The organism is Nocardia bhagyanarayanae (assembly GCF_006716565.1).
GTDB lineage: Bacteria > Actinomycetota > Actinomycetes > Mycobacteriales > Mycobacteriaceae > Nocardia > Nocardia bhagyanarayanae.
Window position 1 is genome coordinate 1,196,325 of the sequence record NZ_VFPG01000002.1, and the last position, 15,348, is coordinate 1,211,672.

A 15,348-nucleotide genomic window follows, 5' to 3' on the forward strand; every position below is an offset into this window, starting at 1 on the left:
CGGGGTCGATCGCGGCCGGTGCTCTCCGCCATCGCGCTCACCGGCCTGCTGCGCGAACGCCCGTGCGCCCCTTCGACCATCCGCACGCTCGAGGTGCCCAGCGCCACCCCGACGGGTCTGCCGACCAGGGCCGCCGTCGACGCGGCGGCGCGTGCGATCGACACGGGGTCGCGCACCGAGACGGGAATCGGTCCCACCGTCAGCGCGGCTCGGGAAGTCCGCAGGCCGATCGCCGTGGCGAGCGCGAACGCGTCCCAGATCCACTCTTCCCCGACCCAGATGTCGCGATACCCGAGCCGGTCGGCCACGATGCCGGTCGCCAAGTCCTGCTCGGGCGAGACATTGGGGCGCGAAGCGACGACGACGCTGAGTTCCATTCCTGTCCTCTCCGGGGTCGCGGACCGATCGTCGCGGTCAATGCCCCCGGTCGCGCGTGGATTCCTCGGCGGGCGCGGGACGCGGCGCGGCAATCGCATTAGCCATTCGATAGCTGATTCGCTGGTCGGGAAGCGCATCCGAGCGGTGCTCTCGTCTTCCACGGCCGATCCGCTGTTGCCGCCCGTGCGCTGCTCTCCGGGCGATACCCTGGATCGGGGAGGTTCGCGGAAAGGAGTCACCGTGGGGCAACTACCGCAAGGCCGCATCGCGCGCATGCTCCGCGCGATCCCCCGAGGCTGATCCCGGACCGCCGATGCACGAGCCGCTCGACTTGGTCGATTCCGCCGAACGAACCCGCACGGCACTGGCCACCGCCGTCGCGCTGTTCTCCGCGGCTTGGGCGTCCGGTTCACCACCCGACCTGGCGGCGTACCTACCGAGCGAACCGGGCCTGCGGCGCATGGTGCTCATCGAACTGATCAAGATCGATCTCGAGTACCGGTTCGTGCGCCATCACATCCCCAAAACTCTGAACGAGTACCGCGCGGAATTCGCGGAACTGCGCGACGGACCGATGCCCGACGAGCTCGTCTACGAGGAATTCCACGCGCTGCGCCGCGGCTCGCCGGCGGCCGATACGACTCCTCGCACGGTCGCCGACGACACGGTGGCCACCCCGGAGACCGCCCAGGCGAGCGATTACCACAGCACGATGATCGCCCGCCCGAACGCGCAGGTGCTGCTCGACGCCTTCGACGTCGGCGACCACGTCGACGACTTCGACCTGCTGATGCGCATCGGCGCGGGCGCGTTCGCCCAGGTCTATCTGGCTCGGCAGCAGTCGATGCAGCGCCTGGTCGCGGTCAAGATCTCACACAATCACGGCAGCGAGCCGCAGACCCTGGCCCAGCTGGATCACGAGTACATCGTGCGGATCTTCGACCAGCGCCTCATCGCCGACGGCGAGCTGAAGCTGCTCTACATGCAGTACCTCCCCGGCGGCACGCTGCTCGACGTACTGCGCTTGCGGCGCTCGACGCCCGAGGGACAGCACAGCGGGCAACTCCTCCTCGACGCGGTCGACGCCGTGCTCGCCGAGAAGGGCGAGGTGCGCCCCGCCGAATCGGCAGTCCGGGAACGGACCGCCGCGCTGACCTGGCCGGAGACGGTCGCCTGGCTCGGCCGCCGACTCGCGGACGCGCTGCAACACGCCTCCGAGCGCGGGGTGTTGCACCGCGACATCAAACCGGCGAACGTCCTGCTCAGCGCCGAGGGAATCCCGAAGCTGGCCGATTTCAACGTCAGCTTCAGCAAACGCGTCAAGGGCACGAGCCCACTGGCGTACTTCGGCGGATCGCTGTCGTACATGTCGCCCGAACAGCTCGAGGCCTGTCATCCCGAGCTGCCCGCGACCGCCGCCGACCTCGACACCCGCAGCGACATCTTCGCGCTGGCCGTCATGCTGTGGGAACTGCTGACCGGACGGCGCCCCTTCGCGGACGAGACCTTCGCGGGCGAGTCGGAGACGTCGCTGGCCCGCATGCTCGAACTGCGCCGCCGGCCCATCGACTCGAAGTTCCTGTCCGACCTACCGCCGGACTGCCCACCGGCCCTGTGCCGGGTGCTGCTGAAGTGCCTGTCGCCCGACCCGGCGGACCGCTACTCGTGCGGTTCGGAATTGGCGCAGCAGCTCGATCTGTGCCTCGAGGCGAGGGCCCGCGACCTCGTCTATCCGCCGCCGAACAGCTGGCGGGCGCGCCTTGCCCGGTGGCCGACCCCGATCCTTTGGTTGTCGTCGCTGTTCGGTATCGGCCTGGCTACCGCCTACCTGGCGGTACACGCCCAGAAACTGATCAGGGAGCGAGTGCCCGACGCCGTCAACGCTCAGATGGACAGGGGCGTGATCGCGTGCGTTCTCGGCGTCCTGCCGTTGGCCATCGTCATCTACGTGTACATCTCGCGTGAGGTGCTGGCGGTCTTGCGCGGGTTGCGCGAGGGCAGGCGCTACGACGAGACCACGCTCGCGCGGGTCCGGTCGCGAACACTGGTGTGGGGTGATCTGTGCGCGCTGAACACTTTGCTCGGCGCGCTGATCGCCACCGTGACGGGCGTGCTGATGGTGCGCTGGATGACCGACCTGCCGCTGCGGTTGCAGATCCACGCCGCGATGACCGTGCTGGTGGCGGGCACCATCTCCGTCGCCTACACCTTCTTCCTCTCCACTTTCTACATCGTCCGTTGCGTCTATCCCAGCTACCTGCGCCACGGCCGCAGCACCGCGCACGACTCCGCGGGCCTGCACTCGCTGCGCCGAAGAACCACGGTCTATCTCGCGATAACGGCGTCCGTCCCGGTGCTCGGCGTCCTGGCCGGATTCAGCGCCCTCGAATCCGACGAGCTCTATCTCGTCCGCGACTCGGTCCTCGGCTTGTGCGCGGGCGGCGGCCTCGCGTTCGTCGCCGCCTATTGGCTGTACCGGAAACTGGACGCCGACCTCCGCGCGCTCGATCGGGTGATCTGACGGGGCGCGTGCATCCGGATGCCGATGCGGCTCAGCGCAACAGGTATCGGCTGGTGGGGACGACGTCGATGTCGCGGTCGGCGCCGAAGGTGGCCACGCTGGCCATCATGCGTTGGATGCGGCGGGTCAGTTCGGCGGGGTCGCCGCCGCTGCCGTAGAAGGCGTGCGGGTCGCGCAGCGCGGCCGGGGGGAACAATTCCTCGACGATCGCGGCGACGTCCGGCGCGGTGTCGGTGACCGGCTCGAGGACGCGGTTCTGGACGTAACCGAAGGTGGCCTGGGTGGTGATCGCGACCTCGGTGTGGTGGTTGCGCCACCGGTCGAGCCATTCGTCGTACGGCAGTTCCTGCGGCCTGCGCAGGAACGCGACGTTGGCCAGAGCGGGAGTGCGCTCGCCGACAGCGACGTAGGGCGGCGTGAGCGGCGTCCTGACCTCGACCCGCCAACCCTCGTGGCGCTCGGAAACATCGCCGAGTGCGTCGAGCACGGCGGCGATGTCACAACCGGACGGGCACGAGAGGGCGAGCACGGCTTCGATCGGTGTGTCGAAGGTCGTCAACCGCAGCATCGCGTCGGCCACGTCGGCGTCGGAGACGTTCAGCCGCACGCTCTCGGCGCCCGCTGCGACCAGCCGCTGTGTCAGTTTCGAGTCGTGCAAGTCACCGACACCCCAGAGCGCGAAGATCAGCTCCTCCGCCACACCGCCTCCTAGAACAAGTTCTAAATACGGCGAGTCTAACCAGCGGAACCAGCTGTGCGGACGATATGGGTCAGCGGTGCCGAAGGGTGATTCGGGCGTTGTCGGCCGGGCTGAGCCCCGTGTGGTACCGGCGCGGTGGTTCGACGGGTCCGGGGACGACGTCGATGCGGCGCTGCTCGAGGACGGTGCGGAACAGGATGCGGGCCTCGACCAGGGCGAACTGGGCGCCAAGGCAGCGGTGCGCTCCGGCGCCGAAGGTCAGCCAGGTGTGGCTGTTCGGGCGCTCGTCGAGGAAGCGTTCGGGGCGGAAGGTCATCGGATCCGGGTAGTGCCGCGGTGATTCGTGGATGAGCAGGATCGGGACGATGACGATGGCGCCCTTCGGAATTCGGACACCGTTGACCACGGTGTCGCGGATCGCCCGCCGTCCGGTGAACGGCGACACCGGGCGCAGCCGCATCGTCTCGGCGACCACGGCGTCGAGGTAGGCGTCGAGCCGGGCGCTGTCGCCCGCGTCCGCGGCGGCATCGAGTTCGGCCATGGCCTCCGGGTGGGCCGCCAGCATGGCGGCGATCCAGCCGAGCGTGATCGCGGTGGTTTCGTACGCCCCCAACAGGACTCCGCGCATGTTGCGGGCCAGCGCCGCGTCGTCGTGCTGATCGAGTTCGGTGCCGACGTACCGGGACAGCACGTCTTTCCGCTGGCCCTCGTCGCCCGGCGCGGCGCGGCGCGCGGCGATTTCCTCGATGATGACGGCGTCGACCTCGGCCTGCCGACGGGTGAGCGGCGGATAGGGCAGCGTGAGTCCGCCGACCAGCGGGGTGAGCAGCGTGACGGCGAGGAAGCCGCGACTCTCGATCTCACCGAACCACGCGCTGATCGCCTGCTTCAGCCGCCCCCGACGGGGTTCCGCCACGTCACCGAAGACGACGCCGAGCAGCACCCCGATGGCCAGATCGTAACCGGCCTTCAGGAATTCGAACGGTTCACCGACGGGCCAGGTGGGCAGTTCGCGCTGGACCACCTCCACCATGAGTTCCTCGTAGGAGCGCAGCGCCTTGCTCTGGAAGGGCGGAGCGAACAGCTTGCGTTCGCGGCGGTGCTCCTCGCCGTCGAGGAAGATCAACGTCTGCTTGCCGAACATCACGTCGTGGCTGGAGAACCGGCTCAGCACCTGGCCGATCGAGAAATCGTCGTGATTGGCGAAAAGCGCTCGCACGTCGCCCATGTCGTGGGTGACCAGCATGGTCGGAAAGCCCGGCGGCGACACGACGAAGCGTTCGCCGAGTTCCAACAGAGGAGAACGATGGGTGCCGGGGCGCATCAGCCCGCCGATCTGCCCGAGGTGGCGGTTGCGGAGCCGCGGGAGTTCGCGCAGTGATACCGGGGCTTGTGACACGTGGCAATCCTCACCGCTGTCTCGACGACTCGCAGACCCGAAATGGCTGCGGCAGCAGCGTACTTCGACGGGTCGCTGCCCCTATTTTTCGGGGCGCGGGGCGGTTGCTCGCGCCCGGCGATCGGTGCGGTGGCGGCTATATTGTGGAGCGCTGTCAGTCACAACGCACGGCCTGCCCCTCCTCGTGCCGCGGGGAAACCAGACCGGCTGAATCTCGGTTACCGGTAAGAGGAAGTAGTTCGTGCTCAACACTTTCGTCGACACACTGTTCGCTCAGGTCGAGAACCGGCCCGCCGAGTTGGTGTATCGGTTCTTGGACAGTGGTGACGTCGACGGTGTCGTCCGCGAGATGGATTACGCGGACTTGGGCCTTCGCGCCAGGGCGATCGCTGCGGCATTGCGGGATTCGGCGCCGGAGCGGGCGCTGTTGCTGTACCCGGCGGGCCCCGAGTTCGCCGAGGCCTTCTTCGGTTGTCTGGCCGCAGGCGTCGTCGCGGTCCCCGCGCCACTGCCCGAATGGGAGAACCGATCGCTGCGCAGACTGCGGCGGATGGTGGCGCACGCGGACGTCGGTGTGGTGCTGGCGCCGAGCCGGGTGGTCGCGGAGTCCGCCGCACTGTGCGCCGAGGTTCCCGAGCTCGCGGGAGTGCGCTGGCTGGCGACCGACGAGGTCCCCGGCGATCTGGCGTCGTCGTGGCGGGAGCCGGATCTCGGCCCGGATTCGGTCGCGTTCATCCAGTACACCTCCGGCTCGACGAGCACGCCGCGCGGCGTGCTGCTCACGCACCGGAACCTGCTGCACAACCAGGACGCCATCGCCGCGGGCCTCGGCCACGACCGCGCGCTGGTCGAGTCGTGGGACGGCGCGCTGTTCGCCAGCTGGCTGCCGATGTACCACGACATGGGACTCATCGCGCCGCTGCTGCACACGGTCTACCTGGGCGCGAATTCGGTGCTGATGTCGCCGCTGCATTTCCTGCAACGACCCGAGCGCTGGCTGCAAGCGATCTCGGACTACCGCGCCCACACCAGCGGCGGCCCCAATTTCGCCTACGAGCTGTGTACCCGCCGGATCGCGCCGGAACAGATCGATCGGCTCGATCTGAGCCACTGGCGGGTGGCGTTCAACGGGTCCGAACCGGTGCGGGCCGCGACGGTTCGGCGGTTCACCGAGACCTTCGGCCGTGCGGGGTTCCGCGCCGAATCACATCAGCCGGTCTACGGTTTGGCCGAAGCGACCCTGATCGTGACCGCGCCGCCCGTTACCGCGCCGCCGACCTTCCTGGATGCGCCGGGACGAGACGTCGTCGGAAACCGTGCTCGTGGCGCGGAGTTGGTCGGTGTCGGCGGTGCGGCCGAGGGAATGTCGATCGTGGTCGTCGATCCCGAGACCGGCATCGAACGCGGCGCCGGGAGCGAAGGCGAGATCTGGGTCGCCGGAAACAGCGTGGCCACTGGTTATTTCCGTGACGAGCAGGCCACCGCCGAGATCTTCGGTGCGACACTGCCCGGTGACGATCGCCGTTTTCTCCGCACCGGTGACCTCGGTTTCCTCTCCGGCGCAGAACTTTTCGTCACCGGCAGGCACAAGGATTTGTTGATCGTCGACGGACGCAATCACTATCCGCAGGACATCGAGCAGACCGTCGAAGCCGCGCACCACGGGGTCCGCGCCGGATGCGTCGCGGCCTTCTCCGTGGACGTCGGGGCGGACGGCGAGCAGCCGGTCGTGGTGGCCGAGGTGCGCGGCGAGGAGCTCGGCGAACTGGTCGAGATCGAGGGCGCGGTGCGCGCCGCGGTGGCGACGGACCACGGCCTCACGCTCGCGGCGGTGCTACTGATCCGGCCCGGCGCCATCTTCAAGACCAGCAGCGGGAAGATCCAGCGTTCGGCCTGCCGGGCGGCGTATCTGTCCGGCGAGCTGCTCGCGCTGTCGGCGGGGCCGGTGCGCTCGCCCGAAGACGAGCTGGACGACTACGAAACCGATTCGGCGAGCGTGGAAACCGCGGAGCCGTCCGGCTCGGAGCCGTCCGCGGCCGCGATCCGATCCTGGCTGGTGACGGCGATCGCACGGCAAGCGGCGCTGGATCCGGAACGCATCGACGTACACCGGCCGATGGTCGAATTCGGCTTGGGTTCGGCGGATCTGGTCGAGATGGTGGTCGATCTGTCCGATTTCGTCGGGCGCTTCCTCGACACCAATCTGCTGTTCGACCATCCCACCATCGACGGGGTGGCCACCGCGCTGGCGCCGACCGAGGCCGACGAGCCAGAGGCGTCCGGTGCGGAGATCGCGGACTCGGCCCGGGACGACGAGGCCGACGACGACTCGATCGCCATCCTGGCGATGTCCTGCCGCTTCCCCGGCGCGGCCGATTCACCGGAGGCGCTGTGGCGCCTACTGGACAGCAACCGCGACGCGCTGACCGAGGTGCCCGCGGGCCGCTGGGATATCGAGGGCCTGTACGACCCCGACACCTCCGCGACCGGCAAGGCGTACACCTTCCGCGGCGGTTACGTCGACGGCATAGACCGTTTCGACGCCGCGTTCTTCGGCATCGGCCCGCGCGAGGCCGCGGTGATGGACCCGCAGCAGCGAATGATGTTGCAGCTCAGCTGGGAAGCGATCGAGCGTTCGGGTCGAGATCCGCGCACCCTGCACGGCAGCGCGACCGGCGTCTATCTCGGCGTCTACAGCACCGGCTATCTGGCCGATCCCGCGCCGGAACAGCTGAACGGCCAGGTCGGAACCGGGCTGTCGCCGAGTGTCGCGTCCGGCCGGATCGCCTACACGCTCGGATTGCACGGTCCGGCGGTCACTTTGGACACGGCGTGCTCCTCGTCGATCGTAGCGGTGCACCTGGCGATGCAGGCGCTGCGCGCGGGGGAGTGCGACCTCGCCTTGGCGGGCGGCGCGACGCTGCTGATGTCGCCGACCGCTCATATCGAGCTGTGCCGGTTGGGTGTGCTGTCGCCGACGGGCCGGTGCGCGCCGTTCTCGGCCGACGCGGACGGCACGGTGTGGGCCGAGGGCGCCGGTCTGCTGTTGCTGAAGCGCCTCGGCGACGCCCGCCGCGACGGGGACAAGGTTCTCGCGGTCATCCGCGGTTCCGCCGTCAACCAGGACGGCCGCAGCCAGGGACTGAGCGCGCCGAACGGCGCTGCCCAGGAGCAGGTGTTGCGGTCGGCGCTGCGCGTGTCGGGTCTGGCTCCGCACGATATCGACTATGTCGAGGCGCACGGCACCGGCACGGCGCTCGGCGATCCGATCGAGGCGCGTGCGCTTGCCCGGGTGTTCGGGCCCGGTCGTGATCCGCGGCGGCCGCTCGGCATCGGCTCGCTGAAATCCAATGTGGGCCACACCCAGGCCGCGGCGGGCGTGGGCAGCATCGTCAAGCTGGTGCTCGCGCTGCAACACGAGCGAATCCCCGCCACCCTGGGCGTGAGTGAGCCCTCGCCGCAGATCGATTGGGAACGAAGCGGTTTGGCGGTGCGTTCCCAGCCGATGCCGTGGCCGAAGGGCGATCGGCCGCGCCGCGCCGGTGTGAGCGCCTTCGGCCTCAGCGGCACGAACGCGCACCTGATCCTCGAGGAGGCTCCGCACGAGCCCACGGCGTCGGACCCGACGGTCGAGGACCCGAGTGTGCTGTTGCTGCCGATCTCGGCTCGCAGCCGGGACTCGCTGCACGGTCAGGCGCGACGGCTGCTCGACCTGGTCGTCGCCGATCCACGGCTGCGGCCCGGTCCGGTCTCGCGCGCTCTGGCTTTGCAGCGCACCCAGTTCGAGCGCCGCGCGGTCGTGGTGGCGAGCGATCGAGACGAGATGGTCGGCGCGCTGCGCGATCTGGTCGACGGACGGTCCTCGGCGAACGCCGTCGTCGGCGCCGGTCCGGTGCTCACCAACGCCAAGACCGCGTTCGTCTTTCCCGGACAGGGCATGCAGTGGGTCGGCATGGCCCGCGACATGCTCGCGTCCTCGGCGGAGTTCCGCGCCGAATTCGAGCAGTGCGACAAGGCTTTCGGCGCGCAAATCGGATGGTCGCTGGTGGACAGGCTGGCCACCATGACCGACGCCGATCTCGCCGACTTCCCGGTCGTGCAGCCGCTGCTGTTCGCGACGATGGCCGCGCTCGCGGCCACCTGGCGGGCGGCGGGTGTCATCCCGGACGCAGTGATCGGCCACAGTCAGGGCGAGATCGCCGCCGCCTACTGCGCCGGTGTCATCGAATTGGGTGACGCCGCACGGATCGTCCTCACGCGCAGCCGCCTGATGCAGGCCATCACCGAACCCGGCGCGATGGCGATGATCGGCCTGCCCGAGGCCGAAGTGAGCGAGCGGCTGGCGAGGTTCCACGGCCGGGTGTCCGTCGCGGCCGTCAATGTACGACGCTCGACGATCGTGGCGGGCGAGCAGGCCGCGGTGGCGGAACTGCTCGCCGAGATGGAGCGAGCGGGCATCTACACGCGGCTCGGCGCCACCGGTCCCGGCTTCGCCGGGCACTGCCGGTTGATCGAGTCCATCCGCGATCCGCTGCTCGCCGAGCTGGCGGACATGGTGGCGGATTCGCCGGTGACACAGTGGTATTCGACGGTGTCGGGCGAACCGATGGCCGACGAACCGATCGAACCCGGCTACTGGTACCGGAACGCGCGCGAGACAGTGCGATTCGCCGCCACGATCGAGCGCATGATCGCCGACGGGTTCCGGTATTTCGTCGAACTCGGCGTGCACCCGTCGCTGACCGCGGCCGTCAAGACGGTGTCGGAGGAACTGGCGCGCGAGGTGGTGGCCGTCGGTTCGCTGGTCAGGGACCAGGACGGACCGACCTGCTTGGCGAGGGCGCAAGCCGAACTGTATGTCGCGGGACACGACCTCGACTGGACCCGGCTGGTTCCCGAACACGGCCGGGTGGATCTGCCCACCTACGCCTTCGACGAGCGGCGGTTCTGGACCGACTCGGCGAGCCGGAACACCGCCGCGCTGGGCCTGGCGGATGTCGCGCACCCCGTCCTCGGCACCGCTGTGCCGCAACCGGATTCGGGCGGCGTGACACTGACCGGCCGACTGTCGCGCAGGCAGCACCCGTGGGTGACCGATCACGCGGGACCGAACGCGGTGCTGTTGCCCGGTGCGGCGCTGGTCGACCTGGCGATTCGGGCCGGTGACGAGGTGGACGCGCCGGTGCTGCGCGAGCTCGTGCTGCGCGCTCCACTGCTCGTCCCCGAGCGCGGATCCGCGCAGATCCAGACGGTGGTCGGCGGCCCCGACGCCGAGGACCGCACAACCGTGCGCGTCTACGCTCGCGACGAACAAGATCCGGATGCCCAGTGGATACTGCACGCCGAGGGTGCGCTGGCCGAAGAGTTCGAACCTAGTCCGCCACAGGCGGATTCGTCGGTGTGGCCGCCCGCCGGAGCGGTGCGCGTCGACGTCGGCGTCCTGTACGCGAAGCTGTTCGCGCGCGGGCACCACTACGGTCCGCTGTTCCGGGCGATGCGTGCGGCATGGCGACGCGACGACGAGATCTTCGTCGAAGTCGAGCTTCCCGAGTCGGCCCACGGTGACGCCGCGAAGTTCGGTATCCATCCGGCGCTGCTGGATGCCGCGTTGCACGCCACCGCGCTGTTCGCCGCGGACGGTGCGAATGCCTTGCTGCCCTTCGTGTGGACGGATGTCACGCTGTGGGCCTCCGGCGCGACCGCGCTGCGCGTCCGGCTCACCCGTTCGGGCTCCGATGGCGTCACCATGTCCGCGACCGATCGGACCGGACAGCCGGTGATTTCCGTGGGTTCGGTCCTGTCGCGTCCGGTGGCCGCCGCGCAGTGGGAGGCCGCCTCGCTCGGGCCCGCGTACCGTCGGCTGTTCCGGATGGAGTGGTCGCGGGTACCGCTGCCCGCGCCGAACCGGACGATCACGGTGAGCGAGTGGAATCTCGGCGACCCGGAGGTTGCCGACGCGATCGTTCTGCCGGTGCCCGAGGGTGATTCGCCGAGCGAGGTGCACGACACGGCGCGGCGGACACTTGCCGCGCTACAGAAAATGTTGGCGGACAATCGCTTCGAGCGTTCCACGGCGGTCGTTCGTACCCGTCGTGCGGTGGCGCTTCCCGGTGCGGACAGCCCGGATCCGGCGGGCGCGGTCGTGTGGGGACTGGTCCGCTCGGCGCAGTCGGAGAATCCGGGCCGGATCGTGCTGCTCGATACGGCCGACTCCGAAGTGGATCTCGCCGCCCTCCTCGCCACGGGCGAACAACAGCTCGCGGTGCGCGAGGGTGTGGCGTTCGTGCCGCGGCTGGCTCGGCTGGAGGCGCGGCGAGCGCCGGAGGGACGGGTGACGCTGGGGGAGGGCGCCGTGCTGATCACCGGTGCCCCGGGCCGGCTGGGTTCGGCGCTGGCCCGTCATCTGGCCGACGCCTACGATGCTCGCGACCTGGTGCTGGTCAGTCGTCGCGGCGTCGACGGCCCCGGCGGCGCGGAGTTGCGTGACGACCTGGAAAGCCGCGGCGTGCGTGTGCGTTTCGCGCGTTGCGATATCACCGACCGGTCGGCTCTGGCGCGATTGCTCGACGGCATGCCGCTCGCCGGTGTGGTGCACGCGGCGACCGTGCTGGACGACAGCACGCTCGGCGCGTTGACGCCCGACCGGCTGGCCGCCGTACTGCGCCCGAAAGTCGATGCGGCACAACATTTGCACGAGCTGACGGCGGACCGAAATCTGTCGATGTTCGTGCTGTTCTCCGCGGCGGGCGGCCTGTTCGGCACACCGGGCCAAGCCAACTACGCGGCGGCCAACGCCTACCTCGACGCGCTGGCGCTGCGTCGCCGGTCGCTCGGTCTGCCCGCGCAGTCGCTGGCCTGGGGCGCGTGGGAGGTCGACATGCACGACCACATGGCGCAGGCCGACATCCGGCGTATCGCGCGAGCGGGCATCCGCGCGTTCTCGGTGCCCGAGGGCATGGCCTGTTTCGATGCCGCGCTGCGGCTTGGCGATCCGATGCTGGTTCCCCTGCTGCTCGACACCGAGGTGCTGCGCCGCGCGTCGGCCGTCCCGCCGCTGCTGCGCGGACTCGTGCGTCGCGCGCCCCGGCGGGCCGCGGCCGATCGTGCGTCCGTCGACGCGGCGGCGGGATCGCGTTTCGCCGAACAACTGCGGGCGCTGCCGCGCGCGGAGGCGACGACCCTGGCGATCGCCGCGGTCACCGAGTGGACCGGGGACGTGCTCGGCCACACCGACGCAGAAACGGTCGCGCCCGGGCAGAGCTTCCAAAGCCTGGGCCTCGACTCCTTGATGGCGGTGGAACTGCGCAACAAGGTGCGCGAGCACACCGGGATCGCCGTGCCGCTCGGCTCGATTCTCGCCGAGCGGAGTCTCGCCGACCTCGCCGGCTACCTCGTCGAAGAAGTTCTGCGGCAGGCCGATTCCGCCGGAACGGACTCGGTCGCCGAGGTGCCCGAGGTCGAAGTGCTTCCGGTGACCAGGGACATGATGCGGCTGCTGCGAACCGAGCAACTCGGCATCCCGAGCGCCGCGCAGACCGGTGGCGTCGCCGTGCGGCTGGCCGCGCCGGTCACCCGGCCTGGTCTCGAGCAAGCGCTGGCGCGGCTGGCCCGCCGACATGCCGCGCTGCGCACCACTATTCGGCCCAGCGCCGAGCACGGTCGCCAGCTCGCGGTCCATCGCGAACCAGGGGAGCTGGCGGCGTGGCGCGATCTCGATCGGCTCGACGACGCCGTGATAGAGCGGTGTTTCCGAGAGCTGATGGCGCGGCCGTTCGATCTGGAGACGGGTCCGCTCTGGCGCTTCGAACTGCTCAATGCCGAAACTGGCGAGCAGGCAGTAGTTTTCGGAGCACACCACAGCATGAGCGATGTGCAGTCGATGCTGCTGGTCGCCGGCGAGCTCGCCGCGGAACTGTCCGGCGTCGAGCTCGGCGACACCGTGACGAACCGCGACATGCACCAGCTGCTGGCCGCGCAGTCCAGCGGCCGCGCCGAGGCGGATCCCGCGATCGCTCGGTGGCGCGACGCGTTCTCCGGATCGCGCAGGCTCGAACTGACGTTCGCGCATCCGCGTCCGGCCCGGCGGAGCTACGGCGCGGAGTCGATCGCGCTCGACATGCCCGCCAGGTTGCACGACCGGGTCGCGGACCGAGCTCGAGACCTGGGCATCACCCCGGCCGCGGTCTTCCTCGGCGCGCTGACCATTGCGCTGGCACGTCGGCAGCAGGTGGACCGGTTCGCGCTGGCGGTTCCGGTGGATACCCGCATGCACGCCGACGCGACCGATGCCGTCGGGTACTTCGGTGTGCCCGTGCCCTTCCCGGCCGCCGCGGCGGCCGGTGAACTCGTCACCGACGTGCTGCGGCGTACGGGCGAGCGGCTGCGGAATCTGCTTGCGCCCGGCGCGGGTTTCGCCGAGGTGCTCGCCGCGCTGGCCGCCGAGGGGCTCCACCGCGACAACGCGCCGATGATCGAGGTGTACTTCAATTACCTGCGCGCCAATTCGGCCGTCGCCCCCGCGGCGGTCGTTCCGGTGAGCACCGGGTATTCCGATCTCGATCTCATGGTCGCGGTGCTGCCCGACACCGGCCAGGTGTGGTTCACCTACAACAGCGACATCATCGACGCGCGGACGTGCGCCGAATTCGGCAGGGACTATCTGGAGACGGTCGCGGCGGTGGTCGCCGACCCCGGTGCGGCGGCGCGGCCCGAAACCGCTGGGCCGCACTCGGATTCCGGAATCCGTGCGGCGGTGGGCGCGACCTTCGCGCTCGGCAGGCTGCCCGAGCTGGTTACGGCGGCCTCCGACGCCACGGCGATCACCATCGTGGAGGCGCCGTATCACCATGTGCTGTCCTGCCTGCGCGACCCGTCGGGCGTTTTCGCGCAGCCGTCGACGGACGTGGGCATCATGCTGCTGCGCGCGGCGGACCTGGAACGGTTCGGCGAGATCTCCGACGACCTGCTCGCCGAGCTCGCCGCCGAATATCCCGCGGCCGTGCTCGACGTGGTCGAACGCACCCGTCGGCCGATCATCGTCGGCATCCTGCCTTCGGCCGGTTCGGCGGAGCGGCTGCTCGAATGGGAGCGGTCGGTCGCCGGACGCTTGCGCGATCGCCCCGGCGTCGCGGTGCTGGAAGCGGACGAGTGGACTCGCTATCACCCGGTGGACAACCCCTTCGACGACCGGACCGAGATCCTGGCGCACCTGCCCTTCACACCCGAATTCCAGGCGGCGGTGGCCCTCACCCTGGTCGCGACCGCGACCGCCGTGACAGAGCCCGCGCCGAAGGTCATCGCCGTGGACGGCGACGACACGCTGTGGAGCGGTACGGCAGGTGAGATCGGCTCCGGCGCTGTCGTTTTCGATGAAGCGCGGCAAGCCCTGGCTCGGCGGCTGCTGGAATGGCGCTCGGCGGGAACACTGCTCGCGCTGGTGTCCAACAACGGCGAGGACATCGTCCACGCGATCCTCGACCGGCCCGACAGCCCGCTGGGCCGTGCGCATTTCGCCGCCGTGTCCGCGGGCTGGGACGGTAAGCCCGAGCGGCTGGAACAGATCGCACGCACACTGCGGCTGGGGCTCGACAGCTTCTGCTACCTCGACGACAACCCGGTCGAAGTGGCGCGGATGCGCGCGGCGCTGCCCGAGGTGCTGTCGGTGACGTGTCCGCCCGCCGAGGAACTGGAGCCGTTCCTGTCGCGACTGTGGCCGATGGTTCCGGTCGCGGCGACGGCCGAAGACCGTGCGCGGGCCGACTTCTATCGGCAAGAGGGCGAACGCGACAGCGTCCGCGCCACCACGGAATTCGCGGAATTCCTCGCGGGGCTGGACCTCGAGGTCGATATCGAGCCGCTGACCGACGACACCCTGGCGCGTGCTCGACAGCTCGTCCGCCGGACCAATCAGTTCACCCTCGCCGAAGTGACCACCGACGATCTCGACAGGTGGCGCGCCGAAGGCGAGGTGTGGACGGCGACGGCGCGCGACCGCTTCGGCGACTACGGCCTGATCTCGGTGCTCGCACTCCGGGCGAAGCCGGACGGGCTCCGGATTCGCGGCTGGCAACTCAGCTGCCGCGCTCTCGGTCGCGGCGTCGAGGAACGGCTGCTGGCTTGGGTGGCGGATCGGGCCGACGCTCTCGGCCGCTCGACGGTACGCATGTCGGTCGAGCGCACCGCCCGGAACGAACCCGCTCGGCGGTTGGCCGCACGGTTGATCGGTGGATCCGCCGACCAGCGACTGGATGTGTCGGTGACTCCCCAGCGACTGCGGGAGTTCCGGTCCTGGGATGCCGCGGCGCGAGGAGAGGACGTGGACCGGTGACCGATTCCGACCAGCGGACGACG

The 15,348-nt window shown here is 69.8% G+C and carries 4 protein-coding genes and 1 pseudogene; 2 read left to right on the forward strand and 3 right to left on the reverse strand.

Annotated elements, in window-relative coordinates; all coding sequences use genetic code 11:
• Positions 1-32 precede the first annotated feature (32 nt).
• Positions 33-653: pseudogene (locus FB390_RS34980) on the reverse strand (LLM class flavin-dependent oxidoreductase); the annotation flags it as partial.
• A gap of 38 nt (positions 654-691) precedes the next feature.
• On the opposite strand from FB390_RS34980, the gene FB390_RS32205 reads away from it, so the two are divergent.
• On the forward strand, positions 692-2,899 hold the full coding sequence (locus FB390_RS32205) for a serine/threonine-protein kinase (RefSeq protein ID WP_141812922.1): 2,208 nt from the start codon (positions 692-694) through the stop codon (positions 2,897-2,899).
• A gap of 31 nt (positions 2,900-2,930) precedes the next feature.
• Here the strand turns inward: FB390_RS32205 and FB390_RS32210 are convergent, their stop codons facing one another.
• Positions 2,931-3,599: an EthD domain-containing protein gene (locus FB390_RS32210; RefSeq protein ID WP_141812923.1), complete on the reverse strand. Its 669-nt coding sequence runs from the start codon at positions 3,597-3,599 to the stop codon at positions 2,931-2,933.
• A 70-nt stretch (positions 3,600-3,669) separates the two neighbouring features.
• A complete protein-coding gene (locus FB390_RS32215) occupies positions 3,670-4,998 on the reverse strand; it encodes a cytochrome P450 (RefSeq protein WP_185757365.1) in 1,329 nt (442 codons plus the stop codon).
• Between the two features lie 241 nt (positions 4,999-5,239).
• On the opposite strand from FB390_RS32215, the gene FB390_RS32220 reads away from it, so the two are divergent.
• Complete coding sequence (locus tag FB390_RS32220; protein WP_141812924.1) at positions 5,240-15,325, forward strand: type I polyketide synthase; 10,086 nt, start codon at positions 5,240-5,242, stop codon at positions 15,323-15,325.
• Positions 15,326-15,348 lie beyond the last annotated feature (23 nt).